Source organism: Roseovarius maritimus (assembly GCF_043355895.2).
Lineage (GTDB): Bacteria > Pseudomonadota > Alphaproteobacteria > Rhodobacterales > Rhodobacteraceae > Roseovarius > Roseovarius maritimus.
Genome location: NZ_JBHFPF020000003.1, coordinates 377,215 through 399,157 on the forward strand (window position 1 = coordinate 377,215; position 21,943 = coordinate 399,157).

The following is a 21,943-nucleotide window of genomic DNA, read 5'->3' on the forward strand; positions in this document are numbered from 1 at the left end:
ATGGACCGCACACTCAAGGCGCTGTCGCTGATCCTCAGCTATCCGACAGCCGAACATCAAGGCGCCATGCACGAAATCGCGGGCGTTCTGGCCGCTGATCCGCGCCTCGGTTCTGCCGTGAAGGCAGAGCTGGACGCGCTGGCACGCCGGTTGGCGCAGGGCGACCTTTATGACCTGCAGGAGGGCTACGTCATGCTCTTTGATCGGTCGCGCACCCTGTCGCTGAACCTTTTCGAGCATGTTCACGGCGAAAGCCGTGACCGGGGCGGAGCAATGGTCAGCCTGATCGAAACCTACCGCGAAAGCGGCTTTGAGCCCGCGACGACGGAATTGCCGGATCACCTGCCGGTGCTTCTGGAATTTCTTGCCTCGCGGCCCACGGCAGAGGCGCAGGAGATCCTGGCGGATGCCGCCCATATCCTCGACGCGCTCAGCACCCGGCTGGCCCGCCGCGAAAGCGGCTATGCAGCTGTATTCACCGCACTTCTGCAGCTTTCGGGCGAGCAGGCCGATGCCGAAGCAGTGGCGGATATGCTGGCGCAGCCCGACGACGATCCAAGCGATCTGGAAGCCCTCGACGCCGTCTGGGAGGAAACCGAAGTCACTTTCGGCCCCGATCCCAACGGAGGATGCCCCCAGGTCCGTGACATGCTGGCCTCGATGGACAGACCGGCCCCCTCCGCAACCGGTGCCTCCCGGCACCCGCATGCAGCCGAATAGGAGCGCAGATCATGTTTGACAATTTCGATATCAACTTCCTGATCTTCGGCATCCTTCCCTATGCCGTGCTTGCCGTGGCGCTTATCGGCACCATCGCAAGGTATGAGCGCGACCCGTTCACGTGGAAAACCTCCTCCAGCCAGCTCTTGCGCCGCAAGCAGCTGTTCTGGGGCTCCATCCTCTTTCATGCGGGCATCATCGTGCTGTTCTTCGGTCACCTGATCGGGCTCTTTACCCCGATCTGGGTTCTGGACGCGCTGATGATCCCCTACGCGGCCAAGCAATGGCTGGCAGTGATCCTTGGCGGCGTGGCGGGCCTGTCCACCTTTGTCGGCGCGACCATACTCCTGCATCGGCGCCTCTTCGACTCGCGGATCCGGCTCAATTCCAGCTTTGCCGACATCGCCATCCTGGTGATCCTCTGGATTCAGGTTGTGGTGGGACTGGGAACCATCATCATCACGCTCGAACACATGGATGGCGTGGAAATGGTGCGCTTCATGACCTGGTCGCAAAGCGTCATGAGCCTTGAGTTGAACGCATGGGCCGAAGTGATCAATGTTCATTGGCTCTTCAAGCTGCATATCTTCCTTGGCATGGTGATCGTGGCCCTGTTCCCGTTCACCCGGCTGGTGCACATGCTGTCGGTGCCGATCCGCTACGTGACGCTGCGCCCGGGCTACCAGATGGTCCGCTCGCGTCGCCGCCGCCCTCTTGAGGAGTCGCGCCGCGACTATGATGCCCGTCAGGCCAAGCGCGGCCCCTCGACGACGACCCCTGCGGAGTGACTGCGATGAACGTAGCTCTTTTCCCCGATGTCGTCGTCAACGGCGAAACCATTCCCTCGGCGGCAATTGCCGCCGAGGCCCAGAACCACGCCGCCCCCAAGGACAAGCCCGGCATCGCTTGGCGCAAGGCGGCGCAGGCCCTCGCCATTCGTGCGCTGCTTTTGCAGGAGGCGAACCGCCGCCAGCTTGAAGCCGACCCGGAGGAGTTGGCTCCGGGGCGGGTCGAGACCGACGACGAAGCCCGCATTCGCGCCCTGCTGGACGAGGCGCTTGCCATCGACCCGGTGACGGAGGAGGCGGTCCGCGCCGAATGGGCCAAGGATCCGTCCCGCTACCGCTCGGCGCCGCTCTGGGATGTTTCGCATATCCTGTTTGCTTGCGATCCCCGCGACGAGGCCACGCGCGACATGGCCGAGGCACGCGCCAAAGCCGTTCTGGCGCGGTTGGACGGCGACGCCAAGGGATTTGCCCAGGCAGCGCGTGAAAGCGATTGCGACTCCAAGGCCTCCGGCGGGCAGCTGGGCCAAGTTGGCCCCGGCGACACCGTGCCCGAATTCGAGGCCGCGCTGCGAACCCTTGATGAGGGCGGCCTGACGCCCGAGCCGGTCCTGTCGCGCCACGGATGGCACATCATCCGCCTGAACGCCACGGCGCCCGGTCAGGTCCTTCCGTATGAGACGGTGCGGCCCAAGATCGCCCAAGCGCTGGAAAAGGCGGCTTGGGCGCGCGCGTCGCGGGAGTTCATCGAGGGGCTTGCAGAGGGGGCGGACATCAAGGGCGCCAGCCTCGCTCCGATCTGACCCGCGCGAAAGGGCGTGCCATGAAACAGTCAGAGCCGACGCCGCGCGAAGGCGGTCTGCCGCCGTCAGACCACGCGCTGCTGCTGAGTCCGCTTGATTTCATCAGCGAAGATCATCTGCGCGAGCGGCAAATATGCGCGGTGATTGACGGGCTTGCCGGGGGCGCGCGCATCGAAAGGCAGGCCGCGCTGACCGTGCTGCGCTTTGTCAACGAAGAGCTGAACATGCACATGCGCGACGAGGCGGAGGACCTTTTCCCCATCCTCTCGCGGCGCTGCAAGGCTGAGGACGAGATCGAGAAGACGATCTCTCGCATCCGGCATGATCTGGACGCGGCCTCACGCCTGCTGCCGAAGGTTCGCGCCATCCTGTGCCGGTGCCTTGACACCGGGTCTGATCTGGCGCCCGAGGAGCGCGAGACGCTCTCGCAATTCGCGGGCCATGTTCGCGAGCATCTCGTGGCCGAGAACGCGATCCTCTTGCCGATTGCCCGCGCGCGCCTGACGCCGGCTGATCTGCGAAAATTGTCGCAGCATATGCGGCGGCGGCGGGGGTTGCCGGTCAGTGTGGAGGATAAGCATGCTGAATGATATTCTGGCGCGCAACCGCGACTGGTCGGCGCGGCGCCACGCCGAGGAGCCTGATTATTTCACCCGGCTCGCAGCGTTGCAGGCACCCGAGTTCTTCTGGATAGGCTGCTCGGACAGCCGGGTTCCGGCAAACGTGGTCGCGGGGCTGGATCCGGGCGAGGTCTTCGTTCATCGCAACGTCGCCAATATCGTGCATTCCTCGGACATGAACCTGCTATCGGCCCTCGAGTTCGCCGTCGACGCCCTGAGCGTGAGCGAGATCATAGTCTGCGGTCATTACGGCTGCGGCGGCGTCCGGGCCGCGACCGAGGATCTGCCCCATGGCCTTGCCGATCACTGGCTGGAGCCGATCCGCCGCCTCGCGCGCAGCTATGCCGTCGATCTGGGGCGCGAGCCCGATCTGGAGGCGCGGCGCGACAGGCTGGCCGAGTTGAACGTCGTCGAGGGCGTCCGGCGTGTTTGCGAATCCCCGATCCTGCAACGGGCATGGGGGCGCCGCGCCAATATCCGCGTGCACGGCCTGATCTACGGATTGAAAGATGGCCGCCTGCGCGACCTCGATTGCAGCATCGGACCGGGCCATTTCGAACAGGAGACCACAGAATGACCATCCACGAGGCGATCGCGTCAACCGGCTGTGGCTGCGACGGCCATGACATACTCCGCCCCCTGATCAGCATCGACGAGGCGCTGGGCCGGATTGCCGCGCATGTCGCCCCGGTGGCAAGGATCGAGGCTGTGCCGCTGGGCGAGGCCATCGGCCGTATCCTGATGCAGCCGATCCGGTCGCACGCGATGGCGCCCGCTTTCGACAATGCGGCGATGGATGGCTATGCGGTTATGCAATCCTCCCTGACCGGCGACGGACCTTGGGCGCTGCAGGTGATCGCGCGCATGCCAGCGGGGCAGGCGGTGTCCGGGAAAATCGCTGGGGCCACGGCGGCCCGCATCTTTACCGGTGCCCCGATCCCCGAGGGCGCAGATGCCGTCGTGATGCAGGAGGAGGTCACGCGGGTCGCGGATGTCGTTCACCTGCACCGTCGCCCCGCGCCCGGCCTCAACATTCGCCGCGCTGGAAGCGACATGGTCGCCGGCGCGACCGTCCTGGACCGGGGTTGCCGCCTTGGGCCAAGGGAAATCGCCGCCTGCGCGGCTGCGGGTGTCAGCGTGGTCCGTGTTCGCCAGCGGCTGCGCGTCGCACTTCTGGTCACGGGCGACGAGGTGCGCGCGGCGGGCGGGGCGCGCAGCGCGGCACAGATATGGGATGTGAATACGCCGATGCTGACCGCCGCTCTGAGCGCCGCGCATCTGGATCTTGTGGCCATCGCGCATGGCGCTGACAGCCGCGCCGTCCTTGCGCGTCAGCTGGACGATCTGGCGGGCCGGGCTGATCTGGTCGTCACAACTGGTGGTATATCGGTCGGCGAAGAAGACCATGTCAAACCCGCCCTTGCCGATCTGGGCGCCACCACATTTTTCAGCGGCGTCGCGATCAAGCCGGGCAAGCCGGTTTCGTTCGGACGGATCGGATCGACCTTCTGGCTTGGTCTGCCGGGCAATCCCCTGTCGGCTTTTGTCACATGGCAGATTTTCGGCGCAGCGCTGATCCGGGCATTGGCGGGGGAGGCGGGCAGCGGTGCGTCCCGCCGCCATGTTGTGACCTCTGCGGCGATCCAACGCAAGCCCGGCCGCTGCGAGTTGCGCTCTGCCACCCTTGCCGGGTTCGATGCCTTGGGCCGCGAAATCGTTGAATTTCAGGATGCCACCCACTCGGGGCGTGTCGGCCTCTTGCCACAGGCGGACGGGTTGATATTCCTGCCCGCGGAGGCCGATCATCTGCCCGCCGGGGCGCTTGTCGAATTCCAACCCTTCTGCCAGATCCAAGGAGCAGGATCATGATGCTAGCCTACACGATGGCGCCGGGACGCGGCGATACGGACCTGATCCTCGAACGCTTGGCCACTGATCTTGCGGCGCAGGGCGTGCGGTGCTGCGGCACCGTCCAGATCAACACCGAGCGCTGCACTGCAGGCCTGTGCGACATGGATATACGTGTCTTGCCGGATGGCCCCATCCTGCGCATCAGTCAGGATCTTGGCCCCTCGGCGCGTGGATGCCGCCTCGACCCTGCTGCGCTGGAAACGGCTGTGGGGCTGGTCGGGGCGCAGCTGTCAGAGGGTGCCGATCTGCTGATCATCAACAAATTCGGCAAGCAAGAGGCCGACGGACGCGGCTTTCGCGATGTAATCGCGCAGGCGGTCGAACTGGATGTGCCGGTTCTCGTCGGCCTCAACAAACTCAACCGCGCGGGGTTCGAGGCTTTCGCGTCGGGGATGGCCACCCAGCTCCCTCCTGATGGGGCGGCGCTGAGAAAATGGGCCCGGACCGCGACTGAAACCGAGATTGCATGACCTCATCTGGGCCCCAGCCCGCTGACCTGCCTTCAGTCGCCGCCGGTCACGGTCAGCCCTAGCAACCGCCAGGTCTGCATACCGCCGCGGTAGTAGAATATGCGGTCCGCGGGATAGCCTTCCTCGATCATATGGCGGATCGCGGTGGGCGACTGGCCGCACCACAGCCCATTGCAGAAAAGTGCCACGGGTTTTGCGTCCTGACACTCCCAGCCATCGAAATCCGGCTCGCACCCCAACCGTGCCAGCTCGTCCACGACATAGGTGTACGGGATGTTGATCGCACCCGGGATGGTTCCGCCGTCGAACCAATCGCGCGTGCGGCTGTCGACGACCACGGCCTCCGGATCTTGCAGCATGTCGAGAAGTTCCAACTCGCCAATGGTCACAACGCCATCCGCCGCGCTTTGTGGCTGGATGCAGAATTCGGGGCAGGGGCGCGAGGTCAGCGCCCATTCACCGCTGATCTCATTTGACGGATCCTGAATCCGTTCGATCGTGATTGGACCGGAATTGGTCTGCACGGTGACTGACGGCACGGTCTTGGTGATGCCGACCTCATTCTGCGCTGATGCGGCACCTCCCGCGAAGCTGATGGCGATGACCAAGACAAGGTTTCTCATGGCTTTATCCTCCCAGATGATTGTCCTCTTCCCCAAAGCCTAGCCGTCGATTCCTCGCTCGTCATTGACAGGTTGCAGGTTTCCTATGGGTAAATCGAAAAATTTCGGGATGACAGACGTGCGGAATATGGCTCTGCAGGAACTTCCTGCGGCCCGCATCGGATCTTGTATGTTTCAGCGGCAAAAAAACGGCGCCCACAGAGGGGCGCCGTTCAAGGTTTCTTGCGATGGAAAGCCGACGCTTAAAATTCGACGTTCAATCCAACCTGCAACCCGTGGCTTTCGTAGTCACTGCCGAAGGCTCCACGATATCCGGTTTGCAGCACGATCTTGCGTGACGCGCTTGACGAGACGACACTTTCAAAGCCGAGGTTCAAGCTGACCAGGTCCTCGCTCAAACCGTCCACCTGGTAGGCGACGCCGGGAAGGCCCGCCAGCCCGGCCTGGACGGCGATGTCGTCCCCGGACGCCTTGGTGTATTCAAGGCTACCTGTGAGACGCATATCGTTTTTGGCTTTTTGAATGTCATATGCGCCGCGCACACCGATTGATCCCATGAATGTATTACCCGACTGCTCGCCGACAGTCAGGTTCCAGATGCCCGCCCCGGTTTCGGTGAAGGCATCCGTTTCCACGTCATAATATTCGACTGAAGCGGTCGGCCCGAAGCTGAAAGCACCATAATCTTTCATGTAGTCGACCTCGATGGCCGCGAATATCTGCTTGCCGTCGGTATCGCCCCGCGCCGTTTGACCGGCCACGATGCGCGAGGTGTCGTAAGACAGATCCTGGTAGCCGAGCAGGGCCTGGACAAGACCGCCGTCGCCAAAACGCGTCCGTGTGAAGGCCGTCAGGGATATGCCGTCAGTGTCGATATCGCCAAGCCCCTGATTGGCGTCTGCCGTCCCGGTGGTGCCGCCGATAAGCACACCAATGGATGTATCCATACCGCTCAGGCGCTTCTCGATGCCGGCCGAAAAGGATGCCAGATCAATGTCGTATCCGACAGAACCGGTCGTCGGATCATAAGAGCTTCGCGATCCGCCCAGCGAGAAGAGACCATAAAGTCCGTCGCCCATCGCCCAAGGCCCGGCGGTGCCCCGGCTGGAGACGACGCCCGCGTCCTCGCCATTGGCTTCCCACGGCGCTGCGTAGTCCAGCACGGTGGCAACCTGGTCGCGCGCCGCCTCGAAGGCAAGGCTCGACAAGGCAGGGGCAAAGCTGAATCCCACGCTGTTCAACGCCTGCGATCGGGCTGTCGGGTCCATCTCGAGAATGTCGGCAATCGCGGTCTGATAATCTGCCGCATTGCCCAGATCCCAATAGGGAACATTCGCCGCTGCATCGAGGTTGCCGGCAATCTTGAATTGATAGGAATCCTGGGCGCTGGCCACAATGGGGGCAAAGACCGGTACCAGACGCAGAGTGAATTCACCGTCATCGATGGCGCCGACCGTTATCGTGTAGTTCAGGTTGGCGTTACGCAGATCCTCCACGGGATCCACCGCAAAAAGACCATTGGCCTGCGCCAGTGCCACGATCTCGTCTGGAACCAGCCCGCCATCGACATATCCCAGATCGGCCGTATCGACACCCAGCGTCGAGGCCAGTTCCGCCAGCCGCGTGTTGAGATTTGCGGCGGTGTCCAGCGTGCCATAGGTCCAGCCGCCAGCGGATGGGTTATTCCAGGCAACAAGGGAAGACTCGTCGGTGGGGTCGTCGTTGTCGTCCCAAAAGAGGCCGTTCGGAACCATCGAGTTGTCTAGAAACGCTGTCCCGAAATTTGCGACATATTCGGTATTGCTAAGGGCGCCGAAGGCCAGCTCGTTTGCCGAAGGCGTAAGGTCAAGCCGCGCCTTGTCTGACGAAAAAAAGCCGATCTCGCCTTCGTTCCCGCCAGAACCGAAAAGACCGTCGGGCAAGCCCGAACCCAAGCCGATCGCCGTGGCGGCCTGATTGAACAACACGGCATTTGCCGGGTCGGCCGCGTCCATCAACTCGCCGTCTGCGTTCAATAGCTGCAGGGAAAATCCGGTCATGCGTGCGCCAGTGAAGTTCGACACTTTGCCGAAGGTGAAATAGTCCACCAACGGGTTGTCAGCGCTTGCCGTCGTGCGCAGCTGCATGTCAAACGGAGTGGGGCCGGTGATGTATGTCTTGATCCGCTTGCCGGAACCGCGGGCGGAGTCGCAGTAAATATCAGGATTGCTGGCCATCAGGCAATTCGTGACATCTCCGCGCGACGTGAGGCCGGAGAAATCCGTGATGATCTCTTCGTAAGGATCAACAAAGGTGAAGCCACCCGATCCGTCCGACACGCGTGTGCGCGTGAAAGTAACGGCCTTGATGCCCGGCTCTTCCACGCCTTCATCCGGATCGGAAAAGATCAAACCGTCACCGGATGTGCCGATCAGCACATTCTCTGGCAAAGTGTCGGCCCAAGCCACACCACACGAAAACATCAGAAGTGCTGCGGGCGCAACAGATCCGAGTTTATAACCTTTTACTTTCATCGACGCATTCCTTCTTATTCTAACGTCTCTCTTGCGGCGGAACTATTGATCCGCAGATGCTGCTTCATCACATCGCGCCAAGTTAAAACCATTGACCGAAATCAATAAGGGCGGTCAAAGCATCAATGTGTATGGAAATGTTGCATAAATCCCTCAGGGTGGCGTTTGGAAATCCATCGCTGCGAGATCGTGATCGCATATTTGAGTCAAGACGATTTGATGATTTCGCTTTTGACGGGCGGGGCAACGTAATCTGTGAAACAAAACGGGAGATCGCGTGGATTTGCCACTGAATCCGAAATTTCTCCTGCAGCGATTTTTAAACTTTGGCGGAGAAATGCTGCGAATGTCAGCAGGCTTTGATTCTGGAATCAGGCTTCGTGAGTCACCGTTTGGATCTAAATTCCGTTCCACCAAGACGATCAATCGATTCAAAACTCGGGAAATTCTGATCCGATCCTTTTTTTGGAGCGAGCCACCTATCGCGTGCCGAGCAGTGCCGGATTAAAGGATGTACCCGAATATGCGGACACTACCTTCGCATAGAACTGATTCGTCGATGAGAACCTGCCGACGGACCAATGACAGTCTGGCCCTCGGAAACACGCAGCTGGACAGAATCCGAAAAGCGCGCACGCCATGCCGGCACCGAGACGCGCGGCGCCCAAGGCGTGTCCCGCTTTCAGTCAGGAATGGCGGGCAATCGTGAGGAAGAGGTGTCCAAGATACTCGACATTGCCAAACACCTTATCCAATGCCCGGGTTGATCGGCGCCCAAGCGCGCCTCAGTCGCCCGCCTCCGCTTCCAGCGTCAGGGGCACCGGCTTGGTGCGCAGATCGTCGATGCGCAGCGCGTGCTCGGGCTTGGACAACCGATTGCGGACCACCCAGTGCAGACGCTCTTCGGCGCGGGTGATGGCGACATAGGCGAGACGCTTCCAGAGAGGTTGGCCCGCCTCGCTGCGGCCCATGCGGGCGGCGGCGTAGAGATCAGGGGCAAAGACCTGCACATCCTTCCATTGCGAACCCTGCGCCTTATGGATCGTGACGGCGGCGCCGTGCAGGAAGGTGGCGCCCATATTGGCGGCGAAAGGTATGAACGGCTCTTCCTCGCCCGGCTTCTCGATCTTGACGATGCTCGCCGCGCTCAGCTGCGGATCTTCGGCACCCATGACATGCAGGCGGGAAAACCCCGGTTTGCGGCCCGGACCGAGGTAGATGACCTGCGCGCCCTTGATGAGGCCGCGCGCTTCCAGATCGAGGCGTTTCTTGCGGTGCTTGAGCGGCAGCTCGATCCCGTCGCAGATCAGCGGCTCACCCTCCAGCAGCGCGTCAACCGGGGCGTTGTGGACGGAGCGGAATGCATTGATCAGCTTGATTCGCGTGACGTTGCGCCAGACCAGAACGGGGCTGCGCGCCATCAGATCAACCTCTACGCGCTGGGCCCATCTCACGCGGTCGTCGCGCTTGGCGGCCTCTTCGATCATGCGCTCGAAATCGTGGAATTCCAGCGCTGGATCGGCCAGCGCATGGGCGAGATCCAGAATGGGGTTGTCGGCATCCTGCCGGTGGATGCGGTGCAGCTCCAGCTTGGATTTCTCGGGCAGCGCCTCGAACACCATGCCGCCGGTGCTGTTCACCGGGGCGAGCTGCGCCGGATCGCCGAAGAGCAGGAGCGTCGGGAAAATCTCCTTCAGATCGTCCATCTGGCGCGTGTCCAGCATCGACGCCTCGTCGATGAAGCCGATATCCAGAGGTTCCTCGCGGCGCTTCCAGCCGGTGATGAAATCGCTGCCTTTGAGGCCAGCCGCCGCCAGCGCGCCGGGAATCGACTTGTTGGTCTGGTAGAAGGCGAAGGCCCGGTCCAGCGCGGTTTCGGACATCTCGACGATCTCGGGCCGCTCGCCATTGCCGGCCAGCCACTCGGCGATCTTCTCGTATTCCGGATCATAGACGGGCGTGTAAAGGATGCGGTGGATCGTCGTCGCGGGCACGCCGCGCATCCGCAGAACGCTTGCCGCCTTGTTGGTGGGCGCAAGGATAGCCAGCGTGCGCCGATCCTTGCGTTTCTTGCCCTCGTAATCGCCCGACACGATGTCGACGCCCGCTTCCTCCAGCGCATGATAGAGCGCGGCCAGAAGCAGTGTCTTGCCCGATCCGGCTTTGCCGATCACGGCCATCACGCTCTCTTTTCCCTCGCGCGGCGGCGTGGTCGTTCCGTTTTCCAGGTCGACGCCAGCGGCGCGCAGAGCGTCGGCGATGCGGTCATGCGCCTCGGCTTGGTCGGCGGAATAGGTGACGGTGGTCTGGGGCAATTCGGTCATGCGCGCGACCCTATAACGGAGGTGCACCCGGGGCCAGCGAAAGGGGCGCCGGACGGGCGCCGCTTATGCCGCCTCAAATCGTCTGGTCATACTCCCCGACCGAGGGCTCGGTGCGGATCACTGCGTCGATATCGGCGAAGATGGCACGCATCTCGGCCTCGCTTTCGCTGCTTTCGCAGACGACCACCAGATTCGGCGTGTTGGACGATGCGCGCACCAGACCCCAGCTGCCATTGTCCAGAATGACGCGCGCGCCATTCACGGTAACAACCTGCGCGATCTTGCGGCCCGCCAGCGGCAGCCCCGCCTCATGCTGTGCGACCAGTTTGGCCACCAGGCGATCCAGCACCTCGTATTTCTCCAGATCGGCGCAATAGGGTGACATGGTGGGTGTCGACCATGTGACGGGAAGGGCGCGGCGCAGGTCGGCCATGGATTTATCCGCATTGCGGTCCATCAGCTTGCAAATCTCGACGGCCACGCGCAGGCCGCAATCGTACCCGCGTCCGACAGGCTCGGCGAGGAAGTAGTGGCCCGATTTCTCGAACCCCGCCAGCGCGCCCAGTTCCTTGACGCGGCGCTTCATGTGGCTGTGGCCAGTCTTCCAGTAGTCGGCTTTGGCGCCATGGGCCTGCAGCTCGGGATCCGAGGCGAAAAGCCCGGTGGATTTGACGTCGGCCACAAATGTGCTGCCGGGGTAGAGCCGCGCGAGATCGCGGGCCATGATGACGCCCATCTTGTCGGCGAAAATCTCCTCGCCTTCATTGTCGACAACACCGCAGCGATCGCCATCGCCGTCGAAGCCCAGCGCGAAATCCGCGCCCGAGGCGCGCACGGCATCGGCCATGTCGTGCAGCATTTCCATCGCCTCGGGGTTTGGATTGTAATGCGGAAAGGTGTAGTCCAGCTCGTTATGCGAGGGCACCACCTCGACTCCCATGCGCGCGAAGAGTTCGGGCGCAAAGGCCGATGCAGTGCCGTTGCCTGTGGCGCAGACCACCTTGAGCGGGCGCGTCATGCGGAAATCGCCGACGAGGTCATCGAGATAAGCCTCGCGCACGCCCTCAACGAACTCGTAGCTGCCACCGGGCCGCGCCTTGCCGCGTCCCTCCAGAACGATGGATTTGAGCTCGGCCATCTCATCGGGGCCGTGGGTGAGGGGCCGCTCGAAACCCATTTTCACGCCGGTCCAGCCGTTGGGATTATGCGAAGCCGTGACCATCGCAACGGCGGGCGCATCCAGGTGAAACTGCGCGAAATAGGCCATCGGGCTAAGCGCCGGGCCGATATCCAGCACCTTGATCCCGGCCTGCATCAGGCCCAGCATGAGCGCGTTCTTGATGCTGAGCGAATAGTCGCGATAGTCGTTGCCGACCGCGATCACCGGATCGATCCCGCGTGCGATCATCTGCGTGCCAAGGCCAAGGCCCAGCGCCGTCATGCCGGGCAGGTTGATTTCCTCGGGGTATTTCCAGCGGGCGTCATATTCGCGAAACCCCGTTGGTGCGATCATCGGATCGCGCAGGAATTCCCAGGTGTTCGGGGTGACGGTGCTGGCAGGTGTCATCAAGTCGTGTCTTTCTTTGGAGTGGAAGCGGCGCGTCAGGACGAGACCTGTTCGCGCAGGATCGACGCGGTGAGCGAGATCATCAGATAAATGCCCGCAAATACGAGAAACGCGAGGATCGTGTTCTCGAAAGCGCGCGGGTAGGAGGCGTCCTGCGAAGCGACGGGGCGCACGCTGACGGTGAGGTAGCGCACCTGCTTGTTCGCCTCGCTCGCGCTCATTCTCTGCGCCTCGAGCGCGCCTTGCAGGACCATGTCGGCGGTCAGAAGATCGGCCTGCGCCATCTGGATATCGGCCGTCTGCGAGGCGAGTGAGGCGCTCTCGTCGGTCGCGTCGGTAAGACGCGCGCGTTGCTTGTCGAGCTCGGTCTGCAGCACCTCGATCTCGCTCGTCAGGGCCTCGACACGCGCCTCGTTGGGGCGCGAATTGTTCAGCTGTGTGTTCAGCGCCAGTTGCTTTTCCTGCAGTTGCAATTCCACGTTGCCGATCAGCTGTCGGATATTGGCGATCTCGCCCTCGGGGTCGAGGACGGTGCCCTCCTGCATCGCGACCAGTTGACGCTGCGCTTCGCGGCGGTCCTCCTTGGCCTCCTCGAGGCTTTCGGTCGAAGAGGCGAGCGCGTCCTCGCGTTTGCGCTTGGACAGATCATCGACACGCTCTTCGGCATAAGCGATCAGCTTTTCCGAGAACTCGGCGCTGACCTCGGGATCGGCGGTCGAAACCTCCATGCGCAGCACGCCCTCGGTCGGATCGTAGCCGATCTTCATGTATTTCTTGTAGAGCTTGTAGGCCTCTTCATTGCTGGCATCGGCATCGAGGCGTTGGATCGGATCGATCCAAGGCTGACTGAAATGCTCGCGAAAGCCGACATCGCGGTCAAGGCGCAGCATCGCGTCCTTGGACAGAAGATAGGATTGCGTCGCGATGGCATCCTGCCCCGTGGCGAACTGGCTGGGCAGTTTGAACCCGCCCAGACCGCCGCCCCCACCGCCGTCATTCGACAGGATCAGGAATTCGGATTTGGTCGAATACATCGGCGTGGCGACGCCGTAATAGTAGTAGCCTGCCAACAGCGTCGGCAGGAACACGAAGGCGGCCAGCCGCGTGAACAGCAACAGCAGTTTGCGCCGGCGCCGTTTGCCGATGTCACGTTGGATTCGGCCGATTTCCTCGCTACGCCGCTCGGCCGGGCTGAGATGTGTCGACGGCAGCGTTGTCTGTGCGGGCATTGTCTGGGGCAGATGAACGCGCTGCGCCTCGACTTCGCGGCTCTTGGCGGGCACCAGATCGCCGATATCGCCCTCGTTCTGATCATTGGCTACCAGTTCGAGAATGCTGGAGCGCTGGAAGGGGTCGATCCCACGCTCGCGCAAAAGGCGCACGGCATCGAAATCCGAGGTCGGGGCCAGCCCGTGCTTTTGCGCGACGCGCCGCGCCATGCGCAACTGCCGGCCGGTCAGGCCCTCACGGCGGATCTCGTCTATGCTGGTGGCGCTGCCCATCTCTCGCGCGCTGGAGACCTGGCCTGACCGGGGCGCGTCACTGGCTGCGGCGCGCTCGGACACCGCATCTTGGGACTGCGCCTCGGACGATTGCCCGGACCCATCATATGCTGCGCCCTCCTCGGAGAGTGGCGTGCGGCGAATTCGGAATTTTCTAGCCTTGGGTTTCGTAATCATAAAGCTGCTTGGCCTCTTCCAAGGTGTCGAACATATGTAGCTGGCCGCCCATCAAAACGGCCGCCGATGTCGCGAATTTCTCCAGCACAGCGGGCTGGTGCGACACGATCACGACGGTGGTGGTTGCCAGCCGCTCGCGCAAAATCTCGCCCGCTTTCTTGTTGAACTCGACATCGGTCGAACTGGGCATGCCCTCATCAATCAGGTAGATGTCAAAGTCCAGTGCCAGCATCAGCGCAAAGCTGAAACGCGATCTCATCCCGGCACTATATGTACCCAGCGGCTGGTCGAAATATTCGCCCAGGTTGCACATCCAGCGGCAGAACGCCTCGACATAATCCGGATCGAGGCCATAAAGCCGGGCGATATAGCGGCTGTTCTCCATCGCGGAGATCTTGGAAATGACGCCGCCCATGAATCCCAAGGGGAAGCTGATGCGGCTGCCGCGGCGGATTTCGCCCTCGTCAGGCTTCTCGAGGCCGGCCATCATGTTGATTACCGTCGTCTTCCCAGTTCCGTTCGGTGCTAGAATTCCCATGGAACGCCCCAATTCGACGCGAAAGCTGACCTTTTCCAGGATCACCTTGCGCTGGGTGCCGGTCCAGAAGGACTTGCTGACATTGTCGAACTCGAGCATGAAGGCTCCGAAAACTGCTATTGTCGCCCTCTTATAGTGGGGCTGTGCCGGGAAAGGCCCGTTCGACCCTATCCTGATTTGCGTCGTGGCTATGGGTTTATACAGCTATTCAAGGCAGAATTATGCCCAAACGGTAAAAATGTCCTCTCCGAAATAAGCTTTTTATGCGTGATTGGAAACAATTCGGTGCGGCTCCGCGGCAATCGGGCGTGGCAGGTGGAATTTGGAGCCGCGCCATACTATTTCGGATCGATGAGCGCGCTTGCCAACCAGATCGTCAGATGCCGCCTCTGCGCCGCGCGCTTTGCCGCGACGGCCACGCGCCATGCGCCGCGCCCCGTGCCATGGTTCGATCCCGGCGCGCGCATGCTGGTCGCCGGGCAGGCGCCGGGGGCTCGAGTACATGCCTCGGGCGTGCCCTTTGACGATGCGTCGGGTGACCGGCTGCGCGATTGGCTGGGGTTGGACCGGGAAGCCTTTTATGATCGTGCCCGCGTGGCGATTGTGCCGATGGCGTTCTGCTTTCCGGGGTATGATGCGCGCGGCTCTGACCTGCCGCCGCCGCCCATTTGCCGCGAGACGTGGCACGACACGGTGATGGAGGCACTGGCGCCGATCCGGCTGCGGGTGGTGGTCGGCGCCCATGCGCAGCGCTATCATCTGGACACACGCGGAAGCGTGACGCAGACGGTTGCCGATTGGCGCGCTCGCGCGCCCGGGACATTCGCGTTGCCTCACCCGTCATGGCGCAATACGGGATGGCTCAGGAAAAATCCGTGGTTCGAGGCCGAGGTTCTGCCCGCCCTGCGCGCCCGTGTGAAGGAGGTGATGCAAGATGATTGAGACAGCATTGGACCGTGCCCATGCCGCGATGGAGGCGGCGGGCGACGATGGCGCGCCGCGCCTTGTCTTCTACCATTGCCTCGCCGACACGCAGCTGTTCGTCCTGCTGACGGGCGAGCCCGAGGGTGATCACGTCACGCCGCAGACCTTCGATCTGGAGGGCACCGGTTATGCGCTGGCCTTCGATACCGAGGAGCGACTCTCGGGCTTTGCCGGGGGGGCCGCGCCCTATGCGATGCTGCCCGGGCGCACGCTGGCCGGGATGCTGGCAGATGCCGGGGCGGGGCTGGGTCTGAACCTCGATGCCGGGCCCTCGTCCATCCTCCTGCCGCCCGAGGCGCTGGGCTGGCTGGCCGAGACGCTGGGGCAGGGCGGCGGCGCCGAGGCGCAGACCCGCCCCGAAGCCGTCACCGCACCGGAAGGTGTGCCGCAAGCCCTGCTGAGCGCGCTGGATGCCAAGCTGGCCCGCGCCGAGGGGCTGGCCAGCCATGCCTGCCTTGCCGGCGCGCGCTATTCGGGCGGGGCGACGGGCCATGTGCTGATGTTCATCGGCGCCGCACCGGGCGCCGAGGGGACGCTGACACGGGCGGTTTCCGAGGCGCTGACATTTTCGGGGATCGAGGCGGGCGCGCTGGATGTGGGGTTCGCCACAGCCGAAAGCGCGCTGGCGGTGCGGCTGGAAAAGGTCGGCCTGCGCTTTGATCTGCCCCGTGCCTCAGCGCCGCTGGAACGGGCTGCGCCGGGATCCGACCCATCGCGCCCGCCCCGGTTGAAATAGCGGGCCAGAGCGTTTCGCCTTTAACCTGCGACATCAGATAAAGGTGAAACGCGCGCCACATTGAAGCGTGGCACGCGTTTCGCGAAAATCAGTGAGTCAGGTTTTTCGCGAAACGCATTAGTAGCCCAGTTTCGGGTCCACCAGATGCAAGAACGGCTCGCCCGCCTCGCCGCGCCGGATATTCTCGGCGATGACCTGGCTGGCCGTCTCGTCTCGCGTTTCGGAGGCGATATGCGGTGTCACCGTCACCGAGGGATGCGCCCAGTAAGGATGCTCGGGCGGCAGCGGCTCCACCCGAAAGACGTCCAGCGTGGCATGAGAGAGACGCCCCGCATCCAGCGCCTCCAGCAGAGCCTGATCGTCGATCAGTGGTCCGCGCCCCGGATTGATGATGACCGCCCCGCGCGGCAACAGCGCAAGGCGCTGCTCGTTCAGCAGGTTCTCCGTCTCGGGCGTTTTTGGCAAAAGCAGCACAAGGATCTCGGCGGTGCTGAGCGCCTTGCGCAGGCCGCCCTCGCCATTGAGGCATCGGATGCCGTCGATTTTCTTGGGCGAACGGCTCCACCCGGTGACGTCAAAACCCAGGTAGGCCAGCGCATCGGCGCAAGCGGCGCCAAGCTCGCCCAGGCCCAGAATGGTGACGCCGCGCTGCTCGGCCAGCGGAGGGATATCCTGGCGCCATTCGCCGTCCTGCCCGAGGATATGCGTATCCATCCCCAGGTGATGGCGCAGCACATGGCCCGTCACCCACTCGACCATCCCGCGTGTGAGACCGTGATCGACCATGCGCGCCAATGGCATGTGCAGCGTCGGGTTGCCGATGATGTTCTCGACCCCGGCCCAAAGGTTCAGCGCCGCCTTGCAGCGGGTGTAGGGCGTGAAATCCTGCACCGGCCCGTTCGGGGCGACCACGATGTAATCCACCCGCTCGGGCGCGATATCACGCGACAGGTTGAAATCGCTGAGACCTGCATCCGCCAGCGCCTTGCGCAGCGGTGCCTCGTATTGCGGCCAGCGTTCTTCCCGCGCGGCAAAAAGGATCTGGATGGTCATGTGGTGCTACCTTGGCTTGTGGACATGCGCACTTTGGACCATGCCGAAGCCGATCATGAGGATCAACATCGCAGATCCGCCATAGCTGACCAGCGGCAGGGGCACACCTACCACCGGCGCAAGGCCCATTACCATCGACATGTTGACCGCGAAGAAGAGGAAGAACGTCGCCGCAATGCCCAGCGTCAGCAGGGACGAGAACCGGTCCCGGTTCGTTACCGCCGTGCTGATGCAAAAGACGATGATCAGCGCATAAAGGCCCAGTAGCGAGATCGCCCCAACGAAGCCGAATTCCTCGGCCAGCGTCGTAAAGATGAAGTCGGTATGCTTCTCGGGCAGGAAATTCAGACGCGACTGCGTGCCTTGCATGAAGCCGCGCCCCGTCCAGCCGCCCGAGCCGAGCGCGATCTTTGATTGGGTGATGTGGTAGCCCGCGCCCAATGGATCCTGGCTGGGATCGAGGAACGTGTCGATGCGGCGAAACTGGTAATCGGCCAAGAGCTGCCAATCGGTACCCCGGCTTTTGAAAACGGCTGTGACAAGGCCGATTCCAGCGGCGATGACACCGGCAAAATAGGCCCAGTGTACGCCCGCCAGAAACATCATGCCGCCGCCCGCCGTGATTAGCAGGATCGACGTGCCAAGATCAGGCTGTTTCAGAACCAGATAAACGGGGATCAGAATGAGCACGACGGGCAGGATCACCCAGAGGGGCCGCGATGTCTTGTTCAGGGGCAACCAATCATAATAGGCCGCCAGCAGCATCACCAGCGTGATCTTCATCAGCTCCGAGGGTTGCAGCCGCATGAATCCAAGGTCGATCCAGCGCTGCGCGCCCATGCCGATCGTGCCGAAGAACTCGACCGCTACCAGAAGCGCCAGCGACACCGCGTAGGCCAGCCCCGCTATGTTGCGCCAGAACCAGATCGGCACCATGGCGACCGTCAGCATGGCGGCAAAGCCAAGGCCGAACCGCTTCACCTGCGGATCCATCCAGGGGGTCCGCGCGCCGCCTGCAACGGAATAGAGCATCAAAAAGCCGACGCAGGCCACCGCCGCCAGCAGCACGGCCAGCGGCCAGTTGACGTAGAGGATCTTGCGCAGACCCGTCGGAACGCTTTTGACCGAGTATTCAAGATAGCTCATGCGCGGTTGCTCGGCTTGGGGCCATGATGCGGGCGCGCGTTGCGCAGCTGTTCCTGCTGCGTTTCAATGCGGCCCCGATCGGCGGCGGGGTAGGCCTCCAGCGGCGGATCGCCCTTGTAGAGCGCCTGAAGCGTGATGTCCCGCGCGATCGGTGCCGCGACGGCCGAACCGCCGCCGCCATGCTCGACCACGACGCAGACTGCGACCTTGGGATTGTCGAAGGGCGCGAAGTCGACGAAGAGCGCGTGGTCACGCCGCTCCCACGGCAGATCCTCGTTGCGGCGCACGCCCTGCGCGCGCTCGGCGGCGGTGATGTTGCGGACCTGGCTGGTGCCGGTCTTGCCCGCCATCCGCATCCCCTCGGCCACGATGCGGCTGCGATAGGCGGTGCCGCGCCTGTTGTTGGATACGTCATACATGGCGCGCCGCACGTTGCGCAGGTTGTTCTCGTTGATGCCCATGTCATCGCCATGACCGGTCGGCGTTTCCACCCCGTCCACGGATTTGATCAAGCGCGGCGTAACGGCGCGCCCGGTGGCCAGCCGCGCGGTCATCACCGCCAGTTGCAGCGGCGAAGTCAGCACAAAACCCTGCCCGATGGACGAGTTGACGCTGTCGCCGATCACCCATTCGGCCCCGCGCGACGAGCGCTTCCACTCCTTGGTGGGAATCAGCCCCTCGGCCACGCTGGTCATGGGCAGATCATGCGCCATGCCGAGTCCGAGGCGGCGCGCCATCGCGCTGATTTTCTCGATCCCGGTGCGCAGGGCCATTTCGTAGAAATAAACGTCGCAGCTTTCGCGCAGGGCCCCACCCAAGTCCATGTTGCCATGGCCCGCGCGCTTCCAGCAGTGGAACCGGCGTCCGCTGACCTCCAGATGGCCGGGGCAATAGACGGTATCCTCGGCGGTGGCGTTGCCATCCTCCAGCGCGGCGAGGGCCGTGACCATTTTGAACGTCGAGCCGGGCGGATAGATACCCTGCACCGCCTTGTTGGGCAGCGGGCGATATTTGTTCTCCAGCAGCGCGTTGTAATCGCTCACCGAAATGCCGCGCACGAAGAGGTTGCTGTCAAAGCCGGGGGTCGAGACGGTAGCAAGGATATCGCCGCTCTCGCAATCCATGACCACGGCGGCGGCGCTTTCGCCCTCCAGCCGCGCATGGATGTAGCTTTGCAGATTGCTGTCGGTGGTGATCTGCACATCTTTGCCCGGCTCGCCCTCGCGGCGATCAAGCTCGCGCATGACGCGGCCTGCGGCGTTCTGCTCGATCCGCTTGGTCCCGGCCTTGCCGCGCAAGAGATCCTCCTGCATTGCCTCGAGGCCGACCTTGCCGATCTGGAAACGCGGGATCAGCAAGAGCTGGTCCGGCGCCTCGATCTTGCCAAGATCATAATCGCTGACCGGGCCGACATAGCCCAGCACATGGGCATATTCCTGCTCCATCGGATAGCGGCGCGACAGGCCCACTTCGGGCCGCACACCGGGAAGGGCGGGGGCGTTGACTGCAACGCGGCTCAGCTCTTCCCAGCTGATGCGGTCGGCGATGGTGACGGGATGCACGCGCGAGCGGCGCATCTCCTCGCGGGCGCGCTCCAGCTCTTCGGGGTCGAGATGGATCAGGCGGCCCAGCCGCGCGATCGTATCCTCGACATCGCCCGCCTCCTCGCGCTCCAACATGATGCGGTAGCTGGGCACGTTTTCCGCGACGACGATACCGTTGCGGTCGAATATCTGGCCGCGCGCGGGCGGAATCAGGCGGATCTTGATGCGGTTTTCCTCGGCCAGCAGGCGGAACTGATCGGCCTGATCGACCTGCAGATGCCGCATCCGCCACGCCAGAAGGCCCAGGAACCCGGCCTGTCCCGCGCCCAGAATCAGGCCCCGGCGCGTGATGCGCCGCTGACTGACTGCCGTGTCGCGCGTCTGACGTTTCATATGCGCCCCCTTCCGCCTTCGCTGGGCCTTGCCTTGCGCACCCCAAGAAGGAATGACGAGACCATGACCACCAAGGGATAACATAGCACCGTCATTGCCATTTGCATCAGGCTGAGACCCAATGGTGCCTGCGGAACCAGCAAAATGGCAAGGCTCAGCCGATAGAGCAGCGTGATCCCCAGCGCCGTGATCCCGACCATCAGCCATTCAGGGCCAAACCCCATATCCCGCAGTCCGGGCGCGCGCGCCTTCAGAGTCTCGCAACCCAGCACAACCAGCGCGGCCCAAAGGCCGGGGGGGCGCTGAAACATCAGGTCGGTCAGCAGGACGATCAGCGCAATCAATAGCGGTGGCACGAATTGCGGGCGGCGCAGCACCCAGGCAAAGGCCAGCGCGGTGATGATGTCAGGCCCGGCCCATCCGGCGGGCACGGTGCTGAGCGGCAGCACGCGCCAGAAGATGACCAACGCGCAAAGCGCGGCGAAAAGGGCGCGCATGGCCCAGATATGTGCGCGCGCATTCTCAGCCATCGGGACCGGCCAAAGGTGCGCCCACGATCGGGGCGCCCGGCAAGGCGTCCGGCGCTGTCGGTGGCACATCGGGCGCAATCAGATCGCCGGTATCGTCGATCCGTGTGCCGCCGTGATTGCGCAGCACCCGCAAAAATTCCAACCGTTCGTAGTCGGCGGCAAGGCGCAGGCGCAGGCGCCCTCCCGGATCCTGCGCGACGCGGCCCACCAGCAGGCCGGCGGGAAACACGCCGCCATCGCCCGAGGAGATCACCCGGTCACCGGGGCGCACGCTGGCCGCATCCTCCAGGAAATCAATAGGCGGTGCGACGGTGTTATCGCCCAGGATCAACGCGCGCTGGCCCGATGGCTGTACTGTTACGGGGATGCGGCTGGATGTATCGGTCAGCAGGATCACGCGCGACGAATTCTCGCCCACGCCGGAAATCCGCCCGACAAGGCCGAGGCCATCCATCGCGGCCCAGCCATCGACGATCCCATCGCGCGCACCCACATTGAGCAGCACGGATTGCCGAAAGGGTGAGCCGCTATCGGCGGTGACGACGCCAGTGACATAGGTCAGGCGCGGGTCCAGCCGCACGTTGTTGAGGTCCAGAAGGCGGGCATTTTCCTGCTCCAGCTGCAGCGCCGCCTCTTTCCACGCCTGCATCTGCTGCAACTCGCGGCGCAGCTCCTGATTCTGGCTGTAGATGCGCTGATAACTCTGGAAATCGCGAAGAAGGTTCACGGTGCCAGTGACCGGCGCCATCGCCCAATCCAGATTGGGTACGACCTTGTCGATGACCGCCGCGCGAAACCGCTCGACCCGCGGGCTGTCGATCCGCCACAACAGGAAGAGAGCCAGCAGGCACACGATCAGAACACCAAGCAGCAGCCGCTTGAGCGGGCCGGCGTAATCGTCGGAGTGTTTGCGATCCTTGGCCAAAAAGGGATCCCTGAGGTGAGAGGGGCCGCGCCCCGGCCCCTAGGCTATAGCGCGCCGCGCCGCCTCGCAATCTTGCGGG

General features: G+C 63.2%; 20 protein-coding genes. 9 read left to right on the forward strand and 11 right to left on the reverse strand.

The genetic code is table 11. The annotated features are described in order from the left end of the window. Genes narJ through ACEWPM_RS09210 form a run of 7 tightly spaced genes read left to right on the forward strand, consistent with a single transcriptional unit; the run spans nucleotide 1 to nucleotide 5,309 of the window. Complete coding sequence (gene narJ / locus ACEWPM_RS09180; RefSeq protein WP_393961457.1) at nucleotides 1-720, forward strand: nitrate reductase molybdenum cofactor assembly chaperone; 720 nt, start codon at nucleotides 1-3, stop codon at nucleotides 718-720. 11 nt (nucleotides 721-731) lie between these two features. Continuing rightward, nucleotides 732-1,508: a respiratory nitrate reductase subunit gamma gene (narI, locus tag ACEWPM_RS09185; protein WP_393961371.1), complete on the forward strand. Its 777-nt coding sequence runs from the start codon at nucleotides 732-734 to the stop codon at nucleotides 1,506-1,508. A 5-nt stretch (nucleotides 1,509-1,513) separates the two neighbouring features. Continuing rightward, a complete protein-coding gene (locus ACEWPM_RS09190; protein WP_393961372.1) occupies nucleotides 1,514-2,308 on the forward strand; it encodes a peptidylprolyl isomerase in 795 nt (264 codons plus the stop codon). 20 nt (nucleotides 2,309-2,328) lie between these two features. Beyond that, on the forward strand, nucleotides 2,329-2,898 hold the full coding sequence (locus tag ACEWPM_RS09195) for a hemerythrin domain-containing protein (RefSeq protein WP_393961373.1): 570 nt from the start codon (nucleotides 2,329-2,331) through the stop codon (nucleotides 2,896-2,898). Continuing rightward, on the forward strand, nucleotides 2,888-3,505 hold the full coding sequence (locus tag ACEWPM_RS09200; protein WP_393961374.1) for a carbonic anhydrase: 618 nt from the start codon (nucleotides 2,888-2,890) through the stop codon (nucleotides 3,503-3,505). Before ACEWPM_RS09195 ends, ACEWPM_RS09200 begins: the two co-directional genes overlap by 11 nt. Then, the gene (locus ACEWPM_RS09205; protein ID WP_393961375.1) at nucleotides 3,502-4,797 is read left to right on the forward strand and encodes a molybdopterin molybdotransferase MoeA; all 1,296 of its coding nucleotides are present in this window, start codon (nucleotides 3,502-3,504) and stop codon (nucleotides 4,795-4,797) included. Before ACEWPM_RS09200 ends, ACEWPM_RS09205 begins: the two co-directional genes overlap by 4 nt. Beyond that, a complete protein-coding gene (locus ACEWPM_RS09210; RefSeq protein ID WP_393961376.1) occupies nucleotides 4,794-5,309 on the forward strand; it encodes a DUF2478 domain-containing protein in 516 nt (171 codons plus the stop codon). The genes ACEWPM_RS09205 and ACEWPM_RS09210 overlap by 4 nt, the downstream gene beginning before the upstream one ends. Nucleotides 5,310-5,341: 32 nt before the next feature. Here ACEWPM_RS09210 and ACEWPM_RS09215 read toward each other — a convergent pair whose 3' ends face one another. The 6 genes from ACEWPM_RS09215 to ACEWPM_RS09240 all read right to left on the reverse strand — a co-directional run bounded on the left by ACEWPM_RS09215 (nucleotide 5,342) and on the right by ACEWPM_RS09240 (nucleotide 14,652). Continuing rightward, nucleotides 5,342-5,932 carry a rhodanese-like domain-containing protein gene (locus ACEWPM_RS09215; protein ID WP_393961377.1) on the reverse strand — a complete coding sequence of 197 codons (591 nt, stop codon included), beginning with the start codon at nucleotides 5,930-5,932 and terminating at the stop codon, nucleotides 5,342-5,344. Between the two features lie 242 nt (nucleotides 5,933-6,174). Further along, nucleotides 6,175-8,445, reverse strand: coding sequence for a choice-of-anchor F family protein (locus ACEWPM_RS09220; protein WP_393961378.1), 2,271 nt, complete (start codon nucleotides 8,443-8,445; stop codon nucleotides 6,175-6,177). Nucleotides 8,446-9,230: 785 nt separating this feature from the next. Next, the gene (locus tag ACEWPM_RS09225; protein ID WP_393961379.1) at nucleotides 9,231-10,769 is read right to left on the reverse strand and encodes an ATP-dependent DNA helicase; all 1,539 of its coding nucleotides are present in this window, start codon (nucleotides 10,767-10,769) and stop codon (nucleotides 9,231-9,233) included. Between the two features lie 73 nt (nucleotides 10,770-10,842). Then, nucleotides 10,843-12,336 carry a phosphomannomutase/phosphoglucomutase gene (locus tag ACEWPM_RS09230; RefSeq protein WP_393961380.1) on the reverse strand — a complete coding sequence of 498 codons (1,494 nt, stop codon included), beginning with the start codon at nucleotides 12,334-12,336 and terminating at the stop codon, nucleotides 10,843-10,845. Between the two features lie 35 nt (nucleotides 12,337-12,371). Further along, nucleotides 12,372-14,015 (reverse strand): KpsE/RkpR family capsule polysaccharide export protein, encoded by a 1,644-nt coding sequence (locus ACEWPM_RS09235; protein WP_393961381.1) that lies wholly within the window; start codon nucleotides 14,013-14,015, stop codon nucleotides 12,372-12,374. Next, nucleotides 13,993-14,652: an ABC transporter ATP-binding protein gene (locus tag ACEWPM_RS09240; RefSeq protein ID WP_393961382.1), complete on the reverse strand. Its 660-nt coding sequence runs from the start codon at nucleotides 14,650-14,652 to the stop codon at nucleotides 13,993-13,995. The genes ACEWPM_RS09235 and ACEWPM_RS09240 overlap by 23 nt, the downstream gene beginning before the upstream one ends. Nucleotides 14,653-14,904: 252 nt before the next feature. On the opposite strand from ACEWPM_RS09240, the gene ACEWPM_RS09245 reads away from it, so the two are divergent. Next, nucleotides 14,905-15,495: a uracil-DNA glycosylase family protein gene (locus ACEWPM_RS09245; protein WP_393961383.1), complete on the forward strand. Its 591-nt coding sequence runs from the start codon at nucleotides 14,905-14,907 to the stop codon at nucleotides 15,493-15,495. Further along, nucleotides 15,488-16,273 (forward strand): SseB family protein, encoded by a 786-nt coding sequence (locus ACEWPM_RS09250; protein ID WP_393961384.1) that lies wholly within the window; start codon nucleotides 15,488-15,490, stop codon nucleotides 16,271-16,273. The genes ACEWPM_RS09245 and ACEWPM_RS09250 overlap by 8 nt, the downstream gene beginning before the upstream one ends. A 117-nt stretch (nucleotides 16,274-16,390) precedes the next feature. Here the strand turns inward: ACEWPM_RS09250 and ACEWPM_RS09255 are convergent, their stop codons facing one another. The 5 genes from ACEWPM_RS09255 to mreC are packed head-to-tail and all read right to left on the reverse strand — an operon-like array spanning nucleotide 16,391 to nucleotide 21,864. After that, nucleotides 16,391-17,326 carry a 2-hydroxyacid dehydrogenase gene (locus ACEWPM_RS09255; RefSeq protein ID WP_393961385.1) on the reverse strand — a complete coding sequence of 312 codons (936 nt, stop codon included), beginning with the start codon at nucleotides 17,324-17,326 and terminating at the stop codon, nucleotides 16,391-16,393. Nucleotides 17,327-17,332: 6 nt separating this feature from the next. Beyond that, a complete protein-coding gene (gene rodA, locus ACEWPM_RS09260) occupies nucleotides 17,333-18,472 on the reverse strand; it encodes a rod shape-determining protein RodA (RefSeq protein WP_393961386.1) in 1,140 nt (379 codons plus the stop codon). After that, on the reverse strand, nucleotides 18,469-20,409 hold the full coding sequence (mrdA, locus tag ACEWPM_RS09265) for a penicillin-binding protein 2 (RefSeq protein ID WP_393961387.1): 1,941 nt from the start codon (nucleotides 20,407-20,409) through the stop codon (nucleotides 18,469-18,471). The genes rodA and mrdA overlap by 4 nt, the downstream gene beginning before the upstream one ends. Further along, nucleotides 20,406-20,939: a rod shape-determining protein MreD gene (locus ACEWPM_RS09270; RefSeq protein WP_393961388.1), complete on the reverse strand. Its 534-nt coding sequence runs from the start codon at nucleotides 20,937-20,939 to the stop codon at nucleotides 20,406-20,408. Before ACEWPM_RS09270 ends, mrdA begins: the two co-directional genes overlap by 4 nt. Then, complete coding sequence (gene mreC, locus ACEWPM_RS09275; protein ID WP_393961389.1) at nucleotides 20,932-21,864, reverse strand: rod shape-determining protein MreC; 933 nt, start codon at nucleotides 21,862-21,864, stop codon at nucleotides 20,932-20,934. The genes ACEWPM_RS09270 and mreC overlap by 8 nt, the downstream gene beginning before the upstream one ends. Nucleotides 21,865-21,943: the final 79 nt, after the last annotated feature.